The sequence below is a fragment of the Desulfohalobium retbaense DSM 5692 genome (genome assembly GCF_000024325.1).
Lineage (GTDB): Bacteria > Desulfobacterota > Desulfovibrionia > Desulfovibrionales > Desulfohalobiaceae > Desulfohalobium > Desulfohalobium retbaense.
Genome location: NC_013223.1, coordinates 589,348 through 608,217, shown reverse-complemented (window position 1 = coordinate 608,217; position 18,870 = coordinate 589,348). Strand labels below are relative to the sequence as shown.

The window sequence follows — 18,870 nt, the reverse complement described above, 5'->3', positions numbered from 1 at the left end:
GCGCCCTCCTTTAGCGACCGATCGAGGCGTTGATCCGGGCATCGAAGAATTTTCCCACGCCGTATTCCCGCCGCCGAAAAAACTTCTCCGGATTGGGGCCGATGATCTGCAGCTCCGGATGCTGTTGTTGCACGTCCAAGGCGATGTGCATTTCCTTGGTGCACCCCGTGGAATAGGTGGCGTCCTTGCCGCTCCAGGCCGCCGGGACTTTCTCACCCATGAGTTCAAAACTCGTCTCGATATCTTCCACAGTCTGAAAGCGCCAGACATCAATAAGTCCGCTACGCTGCACCCGTTCCCACATATACATCAAATCATCGGCGTCCATGCCGTGCTCGAAGTACTCGGCTGGATTGATGATCAGAGTATTTTCCAGACGCTGGCGCAAGTAGGCCACAAAGGTGTTCAAGATCTCCAACGCCTTGCGGGTCTGCCCGGGAAGACTCCCGATAATGGCGCTGTAAAACATGACCGACTTGCCGCGGGATTTGGCCTGACGCATGCTCCGGATGATCCCTTCGCTGAGTTCTAAAAGCTGCGATTCCGTAAACTTGAAAGCCGAATCGCTTTTCGGTTTATGGACCAATTGGAGCGGCTCGCCGTTTTGGCGGTAAAAGCAGAGCACGTCCCGGCTCAAAGCGTGGCCGTTGCCCACCAGACGACGATAATTGGGAATGCCGCGAGCCATGACCAGGTCGGATTCCTTCCAGGCCCGGGCAAAGGTGACACTGGTACGGTAGAGATTGAGGCGTTCGCGGGTGCCGTCGGAGATGACCACAAACTGGTTCTCCCGCTGGACTTTGAGCAGTTCGTTTTTCGTGACCTGGCTGTTGTTCAGGAAATGGGCCCCTTCCAGCGCCTGAGCCAACACCTGATCGTGCTCAATATCCCAAAACGTCGGCGAATAGAAATCAAAGCCTTCCTTGAGCGCTAGAATGACCCGGTGGCGTTGCTGCAGCAAGGTTCTGATGATCAGCAGATCGAAAATGATCCCGCCGCTGTCATGGGGCAGATACAAAATCTTCATCGGTTCCCGGCGCGCCGGGCCGAAAACCTCGGCCAGAAGGTCGTCGGCCTCGGGGCACACGGCCTGCAGATTGTCTTGCTGCAACGGGGCTTCACTGCAATCCGGGGTCCGCCAGATCGTCTCCCATGTCGCCAGGCACAGCAGGCGTCGCAATTCCAGGCGGTCCAATTGCCAGCGCAATTCGGAAATATGCGCGCAGCCCATCAAGGCTGACGGGCAGGCATTGAGGGTTTCATTCAAATCAGGACTGTCGATAAAGTCCTGTGCTCGTCGGTTCCAAAGCTGTTTGTGTTCGCGAAGAGGGTCCTCGACCGCGGTCTGGGCCAGGAAAATCGTCAACAACTGCTTGAGAAGGCGCGAGGGGATAGTAAACGAGGCGTGCAGGGACTGGCGAAATTTATGGCGACACAAGGCAGCCACTCGTTTGCGCAAATAGGGGTCCGGAACGTGGTCATGGATCAAGCGGACTAGCGCCCGCCACACAGAGCGATACTCTGAGAGCAACCGTTCGGAGAGGTCGTTTTGCAAAAGCTCCCGAAGCATTTCGTCGGAGCAGGGAGCGAACACCTGTCCTTCATCCAGGACAACCATGAACCGCAATTGTTCAAGCGACGCGTTCTCTTCTGGTTTTGTAAAATATTCCAGGTGGTTTTCGATCATGAAATGCAAAAGCCAAGCATCCAGGTACGGATCCCGGCCGTAGCGCAGTTCCAACACAGAAGAAAACGAGGGGAGTTCAGGCATAGTTCCTCACTGGCCACCGTCGACAATCGCCCGTCAGCGCCCGGGTTCCTCCGGCCACGAGACGAACAGGAGACCGGGACCACCACGCCCTGGTCGGGCTTGGAGGGACAACAGGGTTAAAAATACCCTTTCGAGCGCAGCTTGTCCAAATAGGCTTTGGGGTGCAGGTTGATAAACCGGGCATCAAATGCGGAGCGCTGGAGATGGATGGCGTCCCCGGGCAAAAGGTCGAAACCGACCTGACCGTCCAGGGTCAAACAGGCCTCCGCGCTGTGGGAAGTGATATCAATACGGATACGGTGCCCAGCGTCGAGCACCATCGGCCGGATATGACTCATAAAGGGACAGATCGGGGTCATGCAGATCGCTTCCAATTCGGGGTGGACCAGGGGGCCGCCGGCGGAAACGGCATAGGCCGTGGTTCCCGTCGGGGTGGCCACCACGATCCCGTCGGCCCGAATCGGCCCGACGGGCTGGCTGTCAATGGAAATGTCCAGCCCTATCAACCTGGCGATACGCCCCCTGTTGACGACCACGTCGTTCAGGGCCCAGCCGCTGTGGATGGTCCGGTCGCCGCGCTTGACTTCAAATTCCAGGGCCATGCGCTGCGAGATCCGCCCCTGCTGGGCAAGCAATTGTTCCAGTGAAGGGTGCCAGTCCTCTTCTTCGACTTCAGTCAAAAAGCCGACGTGACCGAGATTGATCCCCAGCAAAGGGATCTGATGGCGGCGTAGCTTTCGGGCTACGGCCAGCAGAGTGCCGTCACCGCCGAGCACCAGGGCGGCATCCGGAACAAAACCGTTGAGATCCAGATTGTCCTGGTCCAAGGAATTTTCGACCAGCAAGGTGCGCACTTCTCTTTCGCGAAGCCAGAGCTGGACCTCCCGGGCGGTTTGCTGCGCGTCGTCCTGACCAGGCTTGGTCACCAGAAGTAAGGCGTGTACAGGGTGTTGCATCCGCATGCCCCTAGACGAATCAGGCGCTGCCTTCAAGTGCGAATCAGACGCCGTGAGCAGTTCCCGGGCCCAATGCCCTTCGTGAGAAAAAGTTGCCTTGCTAATAACCTCGAATCAAAGATGAATTTCGTTAACGCCTTCCTACAACCCGGATCGAAAAAAAACAAGCGCCTCCCCCTTGACAGAACGTCCATAATACCGCAAATAAAGAGATCTCGCGAGCGGGCGTAGCTCAGTTGGTAGAGTACAAGCTTCCCAAGCTTGGTGTCGCGGGTTCGACCCCCGTCGCCCGCTCCAATATCTCTGCCAGAATGATAAGGGGTGGACCTTCTGGTCCACTTTTTTTTTGTGTTCGCCCGAACTGTCCGGGCGATATGGTCCGTTCAGACCGCGAGCCACACAGCGAGTGATATGCACGAAAAATTATACGAACGCCTGAGTGAACTCATCAAGCCCCTGGCTGCCTCCTGCGGCCTGGACGTGTGGGGGATGGAAATCCCGGCCTCCCGGGGCGGGGTGTTGCGCGTGTACGTTGACAGCCCCAACGGGGTCTCTATTGATCAGTGCGCGACCTTGAGCCGCCACATCAGTGTCACCCTCGACGTCGAAGATCCCTTGCCGGGTCCGTATACCCTTGAAGTCTCCTCTCCGGGGCTCGAACGTCCCTTTTTCACCGTCTCGCAATTGCCTCCCTATATTGGACAGCCTGTCGCCCTCAAGCTCCAAGCTCCCATGCAAGGCCGCAAAAAATGGCGGGGCGTGTTGATCGAAGCCGAAGGGGACCATCTTACCCTTGATGTCGATGGTGTCGAACACGTGTTCGCCTGGGAAGATGTGGAAAAGGCCCGTCTCGTTTTTCAGGAGCCCCCCGCGTCGGGGAAATAACCACGCCTTGCCGCCCTCAAAGGGTGGCGCCTTTCGGGCATCGATGGAGAAACGGTCCATTCTGGGGCCGTGTGTAGCGTATTTGGAGGTCGCCAATGAGTATGGAATTAAAAAAAGCTATTGATCAGATCAGCAAGGACCGGGGCATCGATCGCGATTTGCTCATCGACACCCTGGAAGAAGCGGTCCGGTCCTCTGTAAATAAAAAATTCAAAAACAAATTGGACATCGAAGTCTCGTTTGATGAAGAGGCTGGGGACATCGAAGTCTATCAATTCAAGGTTGTTGTCGAGGAAGTTGACGACCCGAATACCGAGATTTCGCTGGACGAAGCCCGCATCGAAGATCCCAATGTCCAGTTGGAAGACGAACTCGGCTTCCGCATGGAAATTTCCGACTTGGGGCGTATCGCCGCCCAATCGGCCAAGCAGGTTATCATCCAGCGCATGCGCGACGCCGAGCAGGAAATCATCTACGAGGAATACAAGGACCGCCGCGGAGAGATCATCAGCGGCATCATCCAGCGCCGCGACCGGGCGGGATGGATCATCAACCTCGGGCGCACCGAGGCCATCCTCCCCAAGCAGGAACAGATCCCGCGCGAACGGTTCCGGCGTGGCGACCGGGTCCAAGGGTATATCATCGATGTCCGCAAGGAAGGCCGTGGTCCTCAGATCGTGGTCTCCCGCTCCCACCCCGACTACATGGCGGCGTTGTTCAAACGCGAAGTGCCGGAGGTCGGCGACGGGACCGTGACCATCATGGGCGTCGCCCGCGATCCGGGCAAGCGGGCCAAAGTGGCTGTGCTTTCTCAGGATTCCGATGTCGACCCCGTGGGCGCCTGCGTCGGTGTCCGGGGATCCCGGATTCAGAACATCGTTCAGGAATTCAAGGGAGAACGGATCGATATCGTGGTCTGGAACCACGATGTGGCCACCTACGCCATGAACGCCCTTTCCCCGGCAAAAATTTCCCGGATGACCGTCGACGATGTCGAAAAAACCCTGGAAGTCGTCGTGCCAGACGACCAATTGACCTTGGCCATTGGCCGCAAGGGGCAGAACGTCAAGCTGGCTTCCAAACTTCTGGGGTGGAAGATCGATATCATCACGGAAAGCCGCTACGGGGCGGACCCGAGCGATCAGGCCGATCTCGAACAGGCAGAACATGTGACCGGGATTCCGACGGACCATTTTGTACAGGCGGGCCTGGGCAGCTTGGACGCCTTACGCGAGGCCAGCGACGAGCAATTGGCGGCCGTAGACGGCATGGACACGTCCAAAATGGCTGACTTGCGGGCCGCGCTGAATCTGCTGGCCCCGAATCGGGACACGCGTGAGGACGACGGAATCCAGGCCTCCACTGCCGACGCGCCCAGCCACGATACTGTTGTGGCCCCGGACGACAGCACCGAATAACCCGGCATCCGGTCCTGAACCGGTTGCCCGCATCGTGAGACAATACAACACCAGCGGTCCGATAGAGACGACGTTTCGTCGGACCGCTTCACTCGGTAGCCGCAACCGACACCGGTTCGGGGCCGGGTTCCAGAACAAATGACCAGGCGAGTATAATGCAAAACCAGCCCGTGAACCATTCACGACAACACGGCCACCAGCCAGAACGCATGTGTGTCATCTGTAGGCGCCGTTTCGCCAAACATCAGTTGCACCGGCTAGTGGCCTCAGCGGACTGCGACCGCCTGCTTGACGATCCGAAACAGACCAGGCCTGGGCGTGGATATTATATCTGCCCAGACCCGGCCTGCCAAAAACGAATTTCCAAATTCCGGGGCTGGCGGAAGAAGTGCAAGGGGGGACGGCATGACAACTAAAATGCGCGTGAGAGAATTGTCCAACGAATTGGGCCTCTCCAATAAGGAACTTCTCCACCTGCTCAGAGAACTGGGCATTCAGGTCAAAAGCCATATGAGCGGGCTTTCAGATGACGAGGTGGATCAGGTGCGCCAACGTTTCCACGCAGGCAGCCAGAGCCAGGATTCGGTGCAAAAACGGACTACCCGCTCCGGGGTCATCGTGCGCCGCAGACGGCGCGCTGCGAAAAGCGAATCCGAGCCCGAGCCGCAACCGGCCGAAGAGCCGGAGGCCGAACCGGAAGCCGCGGCAGAGGCCGCGGCAGCGGAACCCCAGCCCGAACCCGCTCCCACCGCCCGGATTGTCGAACCGCCGCATGCGGACGAAGAGCCCGAGGAAGGTGAACCGGAAGCTGAAGAACCGGAAGCTGAGGAGCCCCAACACCCGGAGGAGACGACTCAGGCGGAACCTGCACAGGACACTGGCGTAGCCCAGGAGCCTCAGGAGACCGAAGAGACCATTCAGGAGCAGCCCGCCGAGGACTCAGAAGAGCCCTCTGAGACGGAAGCCGGGAAAAAGAAGAAGAAAAAGCGGAAAAAGAAACCGGAATCGCCGGCAGTCAAGGTCATCTCCAAACCCGAGGTCACCGCTGAAGAGCCGGCACCAAGCCCTGCTCCTGCCGAGGCAGCCGATACCGAGGCCGCTTCAAAGAAGAAAAAGAAAAAAGACAAGCGGGTAGTCGATTTCAGCAGCACGCCTGCCGAAGCCGAACCGCAAGACAAACGCAAGGCCTCGACCCAGTGGAAGAAAAAGAAAAGCGCCGGGGTCAAGGACAAAACCGGAGGCAAGGAACGTCGCCCGGGGCGCAAGCGTCAGCAGCAAGGCGGCAAGGCAGAACCGGTTCGCCCCACGACCCAGCCGACCAAGGCCTCAAAGCGTAAAATCAAGATCGACGAAGCCATCCGTTTGGGCGACTTGGCCAGGCAGCTGGGCGTCAAGGTGCAGGAACTGATCAAGTCCCTGATGCAACTCGGCATCATGGCCACTATCAACCAATCCTTGGATATCGAGACCGCCACAGTCCTGGCTGAAGAATTCGGCTACGAAGTCGAAAAGGTCGGTTTTTCGGAAGATGAATTCATCCTGCCCAAGGAAGAAGACAACCCCGAAGCTCTTGAACCACGCTGGCCGGTGGTCACCATCATGGGCCACGTCGACCACGGTAAAACCTCGCTTTTGGACGCCATCCGAGAGTCCAAGATCACGACAAAAGAGGCCGGCGGCATCACCCAGCATATCGGGGCCTATTATGTCGGCACGGATCGCGGCGAACTTGTCTTCCTTGATACGCCCGGCCACGAAGCTTTCACGGCCATGCGGGCCCGCGGAGCGCAGGTCACGGATATCGTCATCCTCGTGGTCGCCGCTGACGACGGGGTCATGGACCAGACCCGTGAGGCCATCAACCACTCCAAGGCCGCTGGCGTTCCGCTTATTGTAGCGGTCAACAAGATGGACAAAGAAAACGCCGACCCCGAGCGCGTCAAGCGCGAACTCGCCGAGTTCGATCTGGTCCCTGAGGAATGGGGCGGCGACACCATTTACGCCTATGTCTCGGCCAAGTCCCACTCCGGTCTCGACGATTTGCTCGAGATGGTTCTCCTGCAGGCCGAGGTCCAGGAACTCAAGGCCAACCCCGCCAAACGGGCCCGGGGCCACATTGTCGAGGCCAAACTCGATAAGGGGCGCGGCGCGGTCGGGACTGTCCTGGTCCAGGAAGGGACCCTGCATCACGGCGACGCCTTTGTCTGCGGTCTTTACCACGGGAAAGTCCGGGCCTTGTTCAACGACCGGGGCAAGAACATCAAATCAGCCGGCCCCTCCATGCCGGTTGAGGTCCAGGGATTTGACGGCGTCCCCGAGGCTGGCGACGAATTCGTGGCCGTGCAGGACGACAAGGTTGCCCGGCGCATTGCCGAAGAACGGCAAACGAAGCAGCGGGAAAAGGACTTGGCCAAGGAAACCAAGGTGACTTTGGAAAGCTTCATGGCCGCCAAGGCCGACGAAGAGGTCAAATCCCTGAACCTGGTCATCAAAGCCGACGTCCAGGGTTCCTTGGAGGCCTGCATCGAGGCGGTTCGCAAATTGAGCACCGACGAGGTCAAAGTGGAAATCATCCACGGCGGTACCGGGTCCATTTCCGAATCGGACATCATGCTCGCCTCGGCCTCCTCCGCCGTCCTGATCGGCTTCAACGTCCGTCCCACGGCACGGATCAAGGATATCGCCGAGCAGGAAAAAGTGGACATCCGCTTCTATGACGTCATCTATCAGATGGTCAACGAAGTAAAAGACGCCATGGCCGGCATGCTGGCCCCGGTGGTCAAGGAGGTCTACCTTGGTCAGGCCGAAGTCCGGGACACCTTCAGTGTGCCCAAGGTGGGCACTGTGGCCGGTTGCATGGTCGTGGACGGCAAACTCCAACGCAACGCCCACACACGGCTGTTGCGCGATGGAGTGGTCATCTACACCGGCAAAATCGATTCTTTGAAACGCTTCAAAGACGACGCCAAGGAAGTCCAGAAAGGCTTCGAATGCGGTGTCGGCCTGGAGAATTTCAACGACATCAAATCCGGCGACATCATCGAGGCTTTCGAAGAGGTCCAGGAAAAAGCGACCCTGGATTAGACGCGCCAACCACCAGAGAACAACGCCGGCCGCTTGCCCTGCGAACCAGGGCAGCGGTCAGCACGACATCATATGCATATAGGCCTTCTCAGCATTGAATTTTATCTGCACGGCATCGGCTCGCTCAAGGATAAGCGTCGCATTGCCAACAGCTTGAAACAGAAGTTGCGCAACAAATTCAATGTCGCCGTAGCCGAAATCGACACCCAGCACAGCCACACCTGGCTGAAACTGGAGATATTGACCCTGGCCAATGAACGCGCTCGCGTCGAAAGCGTTCTGAACAAGGCCCTGGCTATGGTCGAGGCCATCTCTGACGAAGAGATCACCGACGTGCACACCGATATATTTGGAGTCTAAGGCATGCATCGAGGGACAACCCGCCGCGCCCAGCGCATGGGCGATACCATCATGCGTGAAATCGGGCACCTGCTCGTTGAAGAAGCCAAGGACCCGCGCCTGCAATTGGTGACCATTAGCGGTGTGCGAATGAACCGGAACCTGCAGGTCGCCGAGGTCCTGTTCACGCACCCCGAAGGACGGGACAAGGAACAGGAGATCATTACCGCCCTGGAATCGGCCAGCGGATTTCTGCGCACCGCTCTTGGCAAACGATTGCGGCTTCGCTTTGTCCCGCAACTCCGTTTCACCTGGGATACGTTCCTTGAGGATATGGTCTATGAGCACCCCACTCCGGTTGGTGACCCAGACACTGACCCAAGCTGACACATTTCTGATTGTCTCCCACGCCCATCCGGATGGGGACGCCATTGGTGCTTCCGCCGCCCTGGGCTGGCTGTTGCAACGGCTTGGCAAAGAGGTCATCCTGTATAACGAATCGGGATTGCCGGAACAATTCGATTGGCTGACTCTGCCCGATCGGGTGGCGACCGAACTGCCGCCCAAGCCGCCCCAGGTCGTAGTGGTCCTCGATTGTGGAGACAGCTCCCGGGTCCATACTGACGGCAGTTTTCCCTTTGCCGAGTCCACGGTCGTCAACATCGACCACCACCTTGGCAACCCGGAATTCGGAGATATCAACTGGGTCGAACCCCACCGTTCCTCGGTCGGGGAAATGATCGGCCTGCTGGCGCAAGCCTGCGGAGTCTCCCTCAGCGGCGCTCTTGGCGAATGTGTCTATCTGGCCATGATCACGGACACCGGTTCTTTCGGCTTCAGCAATACCGGATCTGACACGTTGCGCCTGGCCGCGGATATTGTAGAGGCTGGAATAGATCCCTCGCGGATTCAGGCCCGGTTGCAAACCCAATTGACCCTGGCCAGGGTGCACCTCCACGGACTGGCTTTGCAACAGGCTCGGACTTACGCTGGGGGACGTCTGGCTGTGGTCAGCACGAGCCAGGAGATGTTCGCGGCCACGAACACGACAGCCGCGGACTGCGAAGGTTTGGTCACGGCCATGCGCAACATCAAGGGGGTCTTGGCGGGCATCAGCCTCCGGGAAACTCCGGAGGGACAAATCAAATTCAGTTTGCGCTCCTGGGGCGAGACTGACGTGCGCTCCATTGCCGCCGCATTCTCAGGCGGCGGCCACCGCAACGCTGCCGGCGGCCATCTCGACGGCCCCCTGGACACTGCTGAGGCCCAACTGATCACCCACATCAAAAACGCCTGGGGACTCGACGAAGGACGGAATACTGTTTATGGCTAAAAAGAAACCGGCCTTTCCCCAGCAACACGGCTTGCTCATTCTGAACAAACCCCAGGGACCGACCTCCTACGGCTGTCTGGACCAGATCAAACGCCATCTCGGACAGCGCAAGATCGGCCACGCTGGGACTCTCGACCCCATGGCCAGCGGGGTCCTGGTTGTATTGCTCGGGCAAGCCACCAAACTCGCCTCCTATATCAGCGGCGGGGACAAAATATACCGCGGTCACCTGCGTATCGGCCTGGCAACCGATACGTACGACATCGAAGGGGCCGTGGAACACCAATTTCCCTGGGAACACATAACACCTGAGGATGTAGGCAAGACGGTCGCCGAATGGCGCGATCTCCTGGAACAGGAGGTCCCAGCGTATTCGGCGGCCAAACACAAGGGCAAACCACTGTACGAACTCAAGCGTACCGGGCAGGAAGTGCCGGTGAAGACCAAGCCGGTGGAGATCTTTGACGCCCAGGTCCTTGACATTGCCCTGCCGGATGTCCAATTTCGGGTCTCGTGTTCCCAAGGAACGTACGTGCGCTCCCTGGCCCACAGCCTGGGGAAGCGACTTGGCTGCGGCGCGACGCTTACCGCCCTGGTCCGGGAATTCAGCCATCCGTTCGCTCTCGAACAGGCCTATTCGCTAGAAGAGGTCCTCGGCGAACCGGACTCTCTGGCTGAGAAGATCCTGCCTCTGGACAAATGCCTGCCGCACTGGCCCTCGTTGCCTCTGGACGGAAGCCAAGCCCGGGAAGTCCAAAATGGGACTCGTTTGCTCGTCCGGGACGTGACAGCCGATTTTGCTGTCCACCCGGGGGACCGGGCCCAGTTTGTTGACGCCACAGGGCGTTTATTGGCGCTTGTCGAGGCCAAATGGGAAGGACCAGTACTGGTCTGGACAATCCTGCGCGGGTTCCAGCCGCCCAAAAAACATGACGTCGCGCCCGAACGAACAAACCACGAGTAGGAGGAACCGCTGTGGCTTTGACGCAAGAGAAGAAGACAGAAATCATCGAGCAATTCAAGCAACATGAAGGCGACACAGGGTCGCCCGAAGTCCAGGTCGCTTTGCTCACTCACCGCATCACCTACCTCACCGAGCACTTTAAAGAGCACAAGCAGGACAATCACTCCCGCACAGGCTTGCTCAAGCTGGTAGGAAAGCGGCGCAAACTGCTGGACTATCTCCGGCGCAAGGATGTCCATCGCTATCGCGATCTGATCAAGCGCCTCAATCTGCGCAAGTAGACGCATAAGCGCCGGAAGCCACGACGCTTCCGGCGCTTTGCGTTGCGCCATATATTCCTGACAGATAGGAATAACACAAGATTACAAGGATTTACATGACTATGAGCAATATATTTGGCAGCACCAGCGTCAGCACCACATTGCAGGGACAGGACATTCTCATCGAAACAGGACGCTTGGCCAACCAGGCCAACGGTGCCGTCTGGGTCCAGAGCGGAGGAACCGTGGTCCTGGTCACTGCCGTGACCCAGCCCGTCACTCGCGACATCGACTTTATGCCGCTGGTGGTGGACTACCAGGAAATGTCCTATGCTTCGGGCCGTATCCCCGGCAATTATTTTCGCCGCGAAATCGGACGGCCCAGCGAGCGTGAGACTCTGGTCTCACGCCTGATCGACCGCCCCATCCGTCCCTTGTTCCCCGCCGGATTCCGGGATGAAGTGCAGATCATCGCCACCGTCCTTTCCGCAGCCCCGGAGGTCAATCCCGATGTCCTGGCTCTGACCGGGGCCTCGGCGGCGATGCACATTTCTGACATCCCCTTTGACGGCCCTATCGGCGGTATCCGCGTCGGCCAGGTCGATGGCGAGTTCGTGCTCAACCCGTCACAAAACGAGTTGGAAAACAGCGACCTCAACCTCGTCCTGGCTGGAAGCCGCGACGCGGTGACCATGGTTGAAGGCGGCGGCAATTTTGTTCCTGAAGACCGCATGGCCGAAGCCATCACCTGGGGCCACGAACAGGTTCAGGCGCTGCTGCAACTCCAGGACGAGTTGCGGGAGAAAATCGGCGCACCCAAGATTGCCGTTCAGGCCCCTGAGGCAGACACCGAACTCGAGTCCCGCGTCCACGACCTGGCCGGTTCCGAATTGGCCGAAGCCTTGCAAGTTCCCAACAAATTGGAGCGCAAGACGGCCAAAAAAACGGTCAAAGACAAGGTTATGGCTACCCTGGAGCAGGAATTCGCTGAAGAGCCGGAACGCTTGAAAGGCGCAGGCAAGATCTTTGAAGCCCTGGAAAAAGATATTGTCCGCAAACGGGTCAAAGAAACGAAGACCCGCATCGACGGCCGGGACCTGACCACAGTCCGGGATCTGAATATCGAAACAAGCTCTCTGCCGCGTACCCACGGCTCGGCCATTTTCGCCCGCGGCGAAACCAAGGTCCTTTCCGTGGCCACTCTTGGCAGCTCCCGCGACGAGCAACGCATCGAGATGCTCGACGGCGAACTCAACAAGCGGTTCATGCTCCACTACAATTTCCCGCCGTATTGCGTGGGCGAAGTCAAAATGATGCGCGGTCCGGCCCGTCGGGAAATCGGACACGGAGCCCTGGCCGAACGCGCTCTGACCCCGGTGTTGCCCACGGAAGATGAATTCCCGTTCACCATGCGTGTCGTGTCCGAAGTCATGGAAAGCAATGGCTCTTCCTCCATGGCCACGGTCTGCGGCACCAGCCTGTCCCTCATGGACGCCGGTGTCCCGGTCAGCGCCCCGGTGGCGGGCATCGCCATGGGCCTTATCAAGGAAGAGGACGAATTCCTTGTCCTCACGGATATCCTGGGCGACGAAGACCACCTCGGTGATATGGACTTCAAAGTCGCCGGAACAGCTGAAGGAATCACCGCCATCCAGATGGACAGCAAAATTGCCGGGATCCCGCCCGAAGTTCTCAAGCGGGCCCTCAACCAGGCCATGGACGCCCGGTTGCACATCCTGGACAATATGAACACCGTCTTGCCGGCGGCGCGGGCTGAACTCTCCGAGCACGCCCCGCAGTTGGAAATCGTCGAGGTGGACACCGAGCGGATCAAAGATGTCATCGGTCCCGGCGGCAAGAACATCAAGGCCATCACCCAGGCCACTGGCGCCTCCATCGACATCGAGGATTCGGGCCGGATCTCGATCTTCGCCCCCAATCAGCAGGCGTTGCAGGAAGCGGTGGACATGGTCCTGTTTTACGATCAGAAGGCCGAAGTCGGTAAAGATTACGAAGGCACGGTCAAGCGCATCATGAACTTTGGCGCGTTTGTGGAAATCCTGCCCGGTCTGGAAGGCTTGTTGCACATCTCGCAGCTCGACCAGCAGCGCGTGGAACAAGTCGAGGATGTCGTCAAGGTCGGCGACTCCGTGAAGGTCAAGGTCATTGAACAAAGCGGTGACGGCAAAATCCGGCTGAGCCGCAAGGCGGTTCTCATGGAAGAACAGGGACTGACCTTTGACCTCGCCGCAGAGGCGCGCCCCAGCGGCCCCAAAAAAGGCCCCGGAGGCGGAGGCCGCGGCGGACGGGACAACGGTCCCCGCGGAGGCGGCGACCGCCGGTAATTCCGCCAAAGGCGTCATCGCGGCTTTCCAAGAAAACCAAAGGCACAATTGCTCAGGCAGTTGTGCCTTTTTTTCCCATTGCCAAAGGAGTCACCGTGACCGCGACACCGACCGTCTGGATCAGTGCAGTGGAAACCTCGGCAGACATGCACGGAGCCAGAGTCATGCGCAGTCTGCAAGCCCGGTACCCCGGCCTGCGCTTTCGCGGAGTCGGCGGCCCGGCCATGCGCCGGGCCGGGCTCGACGCCGTGGCCCGGGCCGAAGACTTGTCGGTCATGGGGCTGACCGAAGTCCTCGAATTTCTGCCACGGATTCTCAAAATCCTGCGCCGCGTCAAACGGGAACTGGCCGCCACAGCCCCGGTGGCCGTGGTCTGCATCGACGCGCCTGATTTCCATTTTCCGGTGGCCAAACGGGCCGCACGCCTCAAACTCCCAGTGGTGTATTATGTGGCGCCCCAGGCCTGGGCTTGGCGCAAAAATCGGGTCACATTCCTGCGCCGGTACGTCGACCGGCTCATGTGCCTGCTCCCTTTCGAGGAATCTTTTTTCCGTGACTACGGGGTCAACGCCCGATTCGCCGGGCACCCCTTGCTGGAGGACATGGCCGAGCACAACGCCGCTCCTGGCCATCCGGAGTCTGCCGTCCTGGCAATTCTGCCCGGGAGCCGGCACAAGGAAATCCACTCTCTGCTGCCCCCCTTTCTGGACACGGTCCGCCGCCTCCACCACGCCCACCCGGATCTCTCCTGCCGCCTCATTCAGGCACCCGGCATAGCCGCAGAAACGTTGCTCGAACACTGGCCGGAATCTGTGCCGGTCGAACTCGTTACAGCCGAGGCGCGGTGGGCAGCTCTGTCCACGGCCACTGTCGCCCTGGCCGCATCAGGCACCGCAACCCTGGAATGTGCCCTGTTGGGCCTGCCCACGGTCGTGGCCTACAAAGTGTCCCAGGTGAGCTACGCCATCGGCAAACGATTGGTTGACGTCCCCTATATCAGCCTGCCCAATCTGATCATGGACAAACCGTTATTTCCTGAATTTTTGCAGGACGATGTCTGTGCCGACCAACTCAGCCAAGCGCTCGAACAGTGGCTGGTCTCGCCAGAAGACCGCATGCAGACCCGCTCCGAACTCCAAGGGTTGCGCCACAGACTCGGTGGCAGGACCGCCTCTGAGGAGGTGGCCGAAGCGGTCCTGGAAGTCGCCGGACTGGCCACACCCGGCACAAGACACCCCTAGTTGAGCGACTCGTCTTTGGACGACACACAAAAAAAGGCCCGCTCCGGGCGAATCCGGTGCGGGCCTTTTGTATTACGGTCGTCCTCGACCTCGCCAATTGTCAGGAATCGGGGTTATTGCAGATAGCGCAAGAACTCGTTCTGATTGTCCATGATCAACCGGGTGCTGTTGGAGAGCCCTTTTTCATAAGCCTCCAGACTCCGGACAAAGGAAAAGAATTCCTTATCCTGGCCCAGGGCTTCGGCAAAAATACGTGCCGCTTCCGCGTCACCTTCACCGCGCAGGATCTGGGCCTTGCGTTCGGCCTCAGCAAGCATGATCGTCCGATCCTTATCAGCCACGGCTCGGATTTTCGAAGCCTCTTCGTGCCCTTCCGAACGGTACCGTTTGGCCTCACGCTCCCGCTCGGAGCGCATGCGCCCGAAAATGGCCATCTGGTTCTCCTCGGGCAAATCGGTGCGTTTGATGCGCACGTCAAAGATCTTGATGCCGTATTCGTCAAGCAGGGCATCCGCTTTGTCCCGCACAGCGGTCATGATATCCCCACGTTTCGAGGAGACCACTTCATTGAGCGTGTATTGTCCCAACTCAACCCGCAATTCGGAGTACACGATATCGTCAATCCGGGACACACCCTGACTGACGGTTCGTACGGTACGGTAAAATTTGAGCGGGTCTTCGATACGCCAACGCGAATAATTGTCGACAACCAGATTCTTTTTATCTTCGGTCAAAATCTCGGCCGGATTGGCATCATAGTCCTGAATCCGGTGATCAAACAACAACACATTTTGTACAAAAGGCAGCTTGAAATGCAGTCCCGGACCCACGGTTTCTCCAACCGGTTTTCCTAACTGCAGGATAACTCCACGCTGCGTCTCATCCACGGTGTAAAAGCTCTGTCCTATGCCCACGAGCAAGAGGACGAGCACCACCGCCACAGCTATTCCAGTACGCTTTGGCATACTTATTTTCCTCCCCCGGCTTGGGTGTTGCGGCCGGAACGCGGCAGTCGTTCCAGCGGCAGATACGGCACCACGGATTCCATGGCGTCTTTGGAAATGATGGTTTTTTCCGTACTGGGGTTCGCCAGAACTTTTTCCATCGTTTCCAAGTACAGCCGTTCCGAAGTGATCGCTTCAGCCTTTTTGTATTCCGCGAGCAACTTCAGAAAACGGGCCGAATCACCCTTGGCCTGACGGATTTTCGACTCTTTAAAGGCCTCGGCTTCACGGGTTATTTCAGCGACATCCCCTCGGGTACGAGGAATAATATCATTGCGATAGGCCTGAGCTTCGTTGATAAAGCGGGTCTTATCTTCCCGAGCACTGGCCACGTCCTTAAAGGCATCCACGACCTGATCCGGGGGATGGACATCCTGCATCTGCACAGCCACGACACTGATACCGCTGTTATAACTGTCCAGGATCTCCTGAAGCAGTCCCCGGGTGTCGTTCTGGATCTCGGTCTTGCCCTCGGTCAGAGCAGTATCGATCCGGTTGCGACCGATAACTTCACGCATCGCTGCTTCAGCGGCGTCCTTGACCGACTTGTGTTGCTCGACAATATTAAAGAGATAATTTCTGGCGTTTTTGATCTGGTACTGGACGATAAACTGAACGCTGATAATGTTTTCATCCCCGGTCAGCATCAAGGCCTCTTCAGGGATTTGCCTGAATTGCGTTTGACTATAGGAGCCGGGCTCACCCGCACCGCGAAATCCAATTTCAATGCGGTTGACTTGACTCACAGCTGGAGTCTGTACCGTTTCAATAGGAAACGGCAGATGGTAATGCGGACCAGGTTGGGTCATACGGGAAAACGCCCCGAATCGCTGGACAACCCCTACCTCTGCCGGCTCGACGATATAAATCCCGGTGGTCGCCCACAGCAACAGGGCGAGCAATATGCCCACCTTTATTCCTGAACCCTTGAAATTTTTAAACTTACGTAGTTTCTCTTCCCAATCGAATTGAGGCATCTGCGGCCCGCCACCGGAACCGCCCTGTTGCCTCTGCCGTCGCTCTTGGAGTTTTTCCCAATCCCAATTCATGCACACTCTCGGCAATGGATTACATAGACAGACTTCCCAACCCCGTCCAGGACGGGGGGCCTTTTTCCAAGCTGATGTCACCAGTAATAGGGGACCCCAGCGGCAAGGTCAAGCAGACACGCTTGCACGCCCGACAGGGGTGCTGTAGAAACAGGAACTTTGCCGTCCAGGCAGGCTTCCTGACCGAGCAGAGAGTTGCTTTGCTGAGTGCTCTCTCCGCAGACAGGCCCCGACCTCATCCGAAACCCTTTGAACCGTGGTTCAGTTTGCGCATTTGTACTGGATTTTCAGGGACTCAAGCAGATAGCCAAAGGTTGTCCGATCCAGAGAAAGGAGTACGCCGTTCATGCTTCCCATCCGTCCTGACGTCTTTCGGGCTTACGACATTCGAGGCCGTGTAGATACTGATTTCGACCCCGAATGGGTCCTGACCCTGGGGCGCGCCTGCGGCACCTTCTTCCGCACGCACGGCTTGCGCCAATGCGTAGTCGGCCACGATTGCCGGCACAGTTCGCCGCTGTACAACGACCGCCTCATTGAAGGCCTCATGGCCGCGGGCATGGACGTCACCGCCCTGGGGATGGTTCCGACCCCGGTCTTGTATTACTCGATCAAGACGCTTCACCGTCAGGCCGGGGTGATCGTGACCGCAAGCCACAATCCGCCTGAATTCAACGGGTTCAAGATCTGGCACGGACAGACCACCATGCACACGGATCAGATTCAGGACCTCTATGCCATCATGCGTGAAGGGGTTTTTGAAAACGAACCGGGCACGTACTCTGAACTCGATATCGTCCCCGCCTATCTGGAGGAACTCAGTAGCGACATTGCGTTGTCCAGACCGGTCAAGGTTGTCGTCGATGGCGGCAACGGCTCCAGCGGGGACATCTGCGCCCGCTTGCTGGAAAAGGCCGGAGCCACAGTTGTTCCACTGTATTGCACCCCGGACGGCTCGTTTCCCAACCACCATCCGGACCCGACTGTGGCCGCCAACATCGTTGACCTCCAGGAGGCGGTCGTTCGTGAACAGGCCGACTTCGGTGTCGGCCTGGACGGCGACGGCGACCGCATCGGCGTGGTCGACGCCCAGGGCGCCCCGCTGTACGGCGATCAGCTCCTGGCCGTTTTCGCCCGGGACGTCCTCACTCGCCAGCCCGGGGCGACCATCATCGGCGAGGTCAAATGCTCCCACCTGCTCTATGAAGACATCGCCCGCCATGGCGGGACCCCCATCATGGGGAAGACCGGCCACTCTCTGATCAAGGCCAGAATGCTGGAAACCGACGCGGCCCTGGCCGGAGAGATGAGCGGCCACATGTTTTTCGCCGATCGCTACTACGGCTTTGACGACGCCCTGTATGCCGCCTTGCGTCTGGCGGAAATCGTGGCCAAAACGCCTGAAACGCCGCTGGGGCACATGCTCGACGATTGGCCAGAAACCCAGAACACGCCTGAAATCCGCATTTTCTGCCCTGAACAACACAAATTCCGCATTGTGGATACGGCCCGGGAATCTTTCCGCGAGCAGGGCCTGTCCATCAACGAAGAGGATGGGGTGCGCATCGAGTTCGGTGACGGTTGGGGGCTTCTGCGGGCCTCGAACACCCAGCCGGTGCTCGTGCTCCGCTTCGAGGCCCAATCGGCCAACCGGTTGCAGGAGATCCGGGACATTGTGGAAATCCCCCTGCAACGCTGGATCGAGGCCCTGCCAGAAACGCCCGCATCCGACAAGGAGTCCTGCTGATGTCCGAGACTTCTGTTGTGCGCCTGTATACAGACGGTGCCTGTCTGGGCAATCCGGGCCCGGGGGGCTGGGCAGCGGTTCTGCTCTACGGTGGCGAAGCCCGCAAGGAACTCAGTGGCGGTTACGCGAAAACCACGAACAACCGCATGGAGATGCTCGCGCTGATCGAAGGGCTCAAGGTTTTGAAGCGGCCGTGCCGGGTCAAGGTCTGGACCGACTCCCGCTACCTCCACGACGGCCTGACCAAAGGGTGGCTGCAAAAGTGGCAGAAAAACGGCTGGAAAACCGCAGCCAAGAAGCCGGTCAAGAACAAGGATCTATGGCAGGAACTCGCCGCTTTGACCAGCAGGCATCAGCTTGAACTGCATTGGGTGCGGGGCCATAGCGGCGACCCCGAAAACGAGCGTTGCGACGTCCTGGCCAAGGCCGCAGCAAACCAACCCGGCCTCGCGAAGGATCCGGGCCACGAATAAG

General features: G+C 58.6%; 17 protein-coding genes and 1 tRNA gene. 14 read left to right on the top strand and 4 right to left on the bottom strand.

The features are described 5' to 3' along the window. Positions 1 to 10 precede the first annotated feature (10 nt). Both DRET_RS02485 and DRET_RS02480 read right to left on the bottom strand, forming a co-directional pair. The gene (locus DRET_RS02485; RefSeq protein ID WP_015750955.1) at positions 11 to 1,771 is read right to left on the bottom strand and encodes an ARMT1-like domain-containing protein; all 1,761 of its coding nucleotides are present in this window, start codon (positions 1,769 to 1,771) and stop codon (positions 11 to 13) included. Positions 1,772 to 1,887: 116 nt separating this feature from the next. Continuing rightward, positions 1,888 to 2,727 (bottom strand): NAD(+)/NADH kinase, encoded by an 840-nt coding sequence (locus DRET_RS02480; protein WP_015750954.1) that lies wholly within the window; start codon positions 2,725 to 2,727, stop codon positions 1,888 to 1,890. A gap of 221 nt (positions 2,728 to 2,948) precedes the next feature. Between DRET_RS02480 and DRET_RS02475 the strand changes: the two genes are divergently transcribed. The 12 genes from DRET_RS02475 (at position 2,949) to lpxB (ending at position 14,596) form a co-directional block, all read left to right on the top strand. Continuing rightward, a tRNA-Gly gene (locus DRET_RS02475) sits at positions 2,949 to 3,024 on the top strand. 114 nt (positions 3,025 to 3,138) lie between these two features. Continuing rightward, a complete protein-coding gene (locus DRET_RS02470; protein WP_015750953.1) occupies positions 3,139 to 3,612 on the top strand; it encodes a ribosome maturation factor RimP in 474 nt (157 codons plus the stop codon). Between the two features lie 95 nt (positions 3,613 to 3,707). Then, positions 3,708 to 5,030 (top strand): transcription termination factor NusA, encoded by a 1,323-nt coding sequence (gene nusA / locus DRET_RS02465; protein WP_015750952.1) that lies wholly within the window; start codon positions 3,708 to 3,710, stop codon positions 5,028 to 5,030. 155 nt (positions 5,031 to 5,185) lie between these two features. Continuing rightward, positions 5,186 to 5,446, top strand: coding sequence for a YlxR family protein (locus DRET_RS13255; RefSeq protein WP_015750951.1), 261 nt, complete (start codon positions 5,186 to 5,188; stop codon positions 5,444 to 5,446). Continuing rightward, positions 5,436 to 8,114, top strand: a complete 2,679-nt coding sequence (infB, locus tag DRET_RS02460; RefSeq protein WP_015750950.1) for a translation initiation factor IF-2 — start codon at positions 5,436 to 5,438, stop codon at positions 8,112 to 8,114. Before DRET_RS13255 ends, infB begins: the two co-directional genes overlap by 11 nt. Before the next feature lie 72 nt (positions 8,115 to 8,186). Beyond that, positions 8,187 to 8,474 carry a DUF503 domain-containing protein gene (locus DRET_RS02455; protein WP_015750949.1) on the top strand — a complete coding sequence of 96 codons (288 nt, stop codon included), beginning with the start codon at positions 8,187 to 8,189 and terminating at the stop codon, positions 8,472 to 8,474. A gap of 3 nt (positions 8,475 to 8,477) precedes the next feature. Further along, a complete protein-coding gene (gene rbfA / locus DRET_RS02450) occupies positions 8,478 to 8,840 on the top strand; it encodes a 30S ribosome-binding factor RbfA (RefSeq protein WP_015750948.1) in 363 nt (120 codons plus the stop codon). Then, positions 8,794 to 9,786 carry a DHH family phosphoesterase gene (locus DRET_RS02445; RefSeq protein ID WP_015750947.1) on the top strand — a complete coding sequence of 331 codons (993 nt, stop codon included), beginning with the start codon at positions 8,794 to 8,796 and terminating at the stop codon, positions 9,784 to 9,786. The genes rbfA and DRET_RS02445 overlap by 47 nt, the downstream gene beginning before the upstream one ends. After that, complete coding sequence (gene truB, locus DRET_RS02440; RefSeq protein ID WP_015750946.1) at positions 9,779 to 10,750, top strand: tRNA pseudouridine(55) synthase TruB; 972 nt, start codon at positions 9,779 to 9,781, stop codon at positions 10,748 to 10,750. The genes DRET_RS02445 and truB overlap by 8 nt, the downstream gene beginning before the upstream one ends. 11 nt (positions 10,751 to 10,761) lie before the next feature. Beyond that, complete coding sequence (gene rpsO, locus DRET_RS02435; RefSeq protein WP_015750945.1) at positions 10,762 to 11,031, top strand: 30S ribosomal protein S15; 270 nt, start codon at positions 10,762 to 10,764, stop codon at positions 11,029 to 11,031. Between the two features lie 101 nt (positions 11,032 to 11,132). Next, positions 11,133 to 13,355, top strand: a complete 2,223-nt coding sequence (gene pnp, locus DRET_RS02430; RefSeq protein WP_052293256.1) for a polyribonucleotide nucleotidyltransferase — start codon at positions 11,133 to 11,135, stop codon at positions 13,353 to 13,355. A gap of 95 nt (positions 13,356 to 13,450) precedes the next feature. Then, positions 13,451 to 14,596 carry a lipid-A-disaccharide synthase gene (lpxB, locus tag DRET_RS02425; protein ID WP_015750943.1) on the top strand — a complete coding sequence of 382 codons (1,146 nt, stop codon included), beginning with the start codon at positions 13,451 to 13,453 and terminating at the stop codon, positions 14,594 to 14,596. A gap of 113 nt (positions 14,597 to 14,709) precedes the next feature. Here the strand turns inward: lpxB and hflC are convergent, their stop codons facing one another. Together hflC and hflK are read right to left on the bottom strand one after the other, a co-directional pair. Further along, positions 14,710 to 15,561: a protease modulator HflC gene (gene hflC / locus DRET_RS02420; RefSeq protein ID WP_015750942.1), complete on the bottom strand. Its 852-nt coding sequence runs from the start codon at positions 15,559 to 15,561 to the stop codon at positions 14,710 to 14,712. A gap of 2 nt (positions 15,562 to 15,563) precedes the next feature. Next, positions 15,564 to 16,649 carry an FtsH protease activity modulator HflK gene (gene hflK / locus DRET_RS02415; protein ID WP_015750941.1) on the bottom strand — a complete coding sequence of 362 codons (1,086 nt, stop codon included), beginning with the start codon at positions 16,647 to 16,649 and terminating at the stop codon, positions 15,564 to 15,566. Between the two features lie 346 nt (positions 16,650 to 16,995). Here hflK and DRET_RS02410 point away from each other — a divergent pair, with 346 nt between their 5' ends. Both DRET_RS02410 and rnhA read left to right on the top strand, forming a co-directional pair. After that, complete coding sequence (locus DRET_RS02410; RefSeq protein ID WP_015750940.1) at positions 16,996 to 18,396, top strand: phosphomannomutase/phosphoglucomutase; 1,401 nt, start codon at positions 16,996 to 16,998, stop codon at positions 18,394 to 18,396. After that, complete coding sequence (gene rnhA / locus DRET_RS02405; RefSeq protein ID WP_015750939.1) at positions 18,396 to 18,869, top strand: ribonuclease HI; 474 nt, start codon at positions 18,396 to 18,398, stop codon at positions 18,867 to 18,869. Before DRET_RS02410 ends, rnhA begins: the two co-directional genes overlap by 1 nt. Position 18,870 lies beyond the last annotated feature (1 nt).

What these genes read in the sequence shown, in the direction of transcription:
- DRET_RS02485 (WP_015750955.1), bottom strand. Translation starts at nt 1,771, where the DNA reads ATGCCTGAACTCCCCTCGTTTTCTTCTGTGTTGGAACTGCGCTACGGC.
- DRET_RS02480 (WP_015750954.1), bottom strand. Translation starts at nt 2,727, where the DNA reads ATGCAACACCCTGTACACGCCTTACTTCTGGTGACCAAGCCTGGTCAG.
- DRET_RS02470 (WP_015750953.1), top strand. Translation starts at nt 3,139, where the DNA reads ATGCACGAAAAATTATACGAACGCCTGAGTGAACTCATCAAGCCCCTG.
- nusA (WP_015750952.1), top strand. Translation starts at nt 3,708, where the DNA reads ATGAGTATGGAATTAAAAAAAGCTATTGATCAGATCAGCAAGGACCGG.
- DRET_RS13255 (WP_015750951.1), top strand. Translation starts at nt 5,186, where the DNA reads ATGCAAAACCAGCCCGTGAACCATTCACGACAACACGGCCACCAGCCA.
- infB (WP_015750950.1), top strand. Translation starts at nt 5,436, where the DNA reads ATGACAACTAAAATGCGCGTGAGAGAATTGTCCAACGAATTGGGCCTC.
- DRET_RS02455 (WP_015750949.1), top strand. Translation starts at nt 8,187, where the DNA reads ATGCATATAGGCCTTCTCAGCATTGAATTTTATCTGCACGGCATCGGC.
- rbfA (WP_015750948.1), top strand. Translation starts at nt 8,478, where the DNA reads ATGCATCGAGGGACAACCCGCCGCGCCCAGCGCATGGGCGATACCATC.
- DRET_RS02445 (WP_015750947.1), top strand. Translation starts at nt 8,794, where the DNA reads ATGAGCACCCCACTCCGGTTGGTGACCCAGACACTGACCCAAGCTGAC.
- truB (WP_015750946.1), top strand. Translation starts at nt 9,779, where the DNA reads ATGGCTAAAAAGAAACCGGCCTTTCCCCAGCAACACGGCTTGCTCATT.
- pnp (WP_052293256.1), top strand. Translation starts at nt 11,133, where the DNA reads ATGAGCAATATATTTGGCAGCACCAGCGTCAGCACCACATTGCAGGGA.
- hflC (WP_015750942.1), bottom strand. Translation starts at nt 15,561, where the DNA reads ATGCCAAAGCGTACTGGAATAGCTGTGGCGGTGGTGCTCGTCCTCTTG.
- hflK (WP_015750941.1), bottom strand. Translation starts at nt 16,649, where the DNA reads ATGAATTGGGATTGGGAAAAACTCCAAGAGCGACGGCAGAGGCAACAG.
- DRET_RS02410 (WP_015750940.1), top strand. Translation starts at nt 16,996, where the DNA reads ATGCTTCCCATCCGTCCTGACGTCTTTCGGGCTTACGACATTCGAGGC.
- rnhA (WP_015750939.1), top strand. Translation starts at nt 18,396, where the DNA reads ATGTCCGAGACTTCTGTTGTGCGCCTGTATACAGACGGTGCCTGTCTG.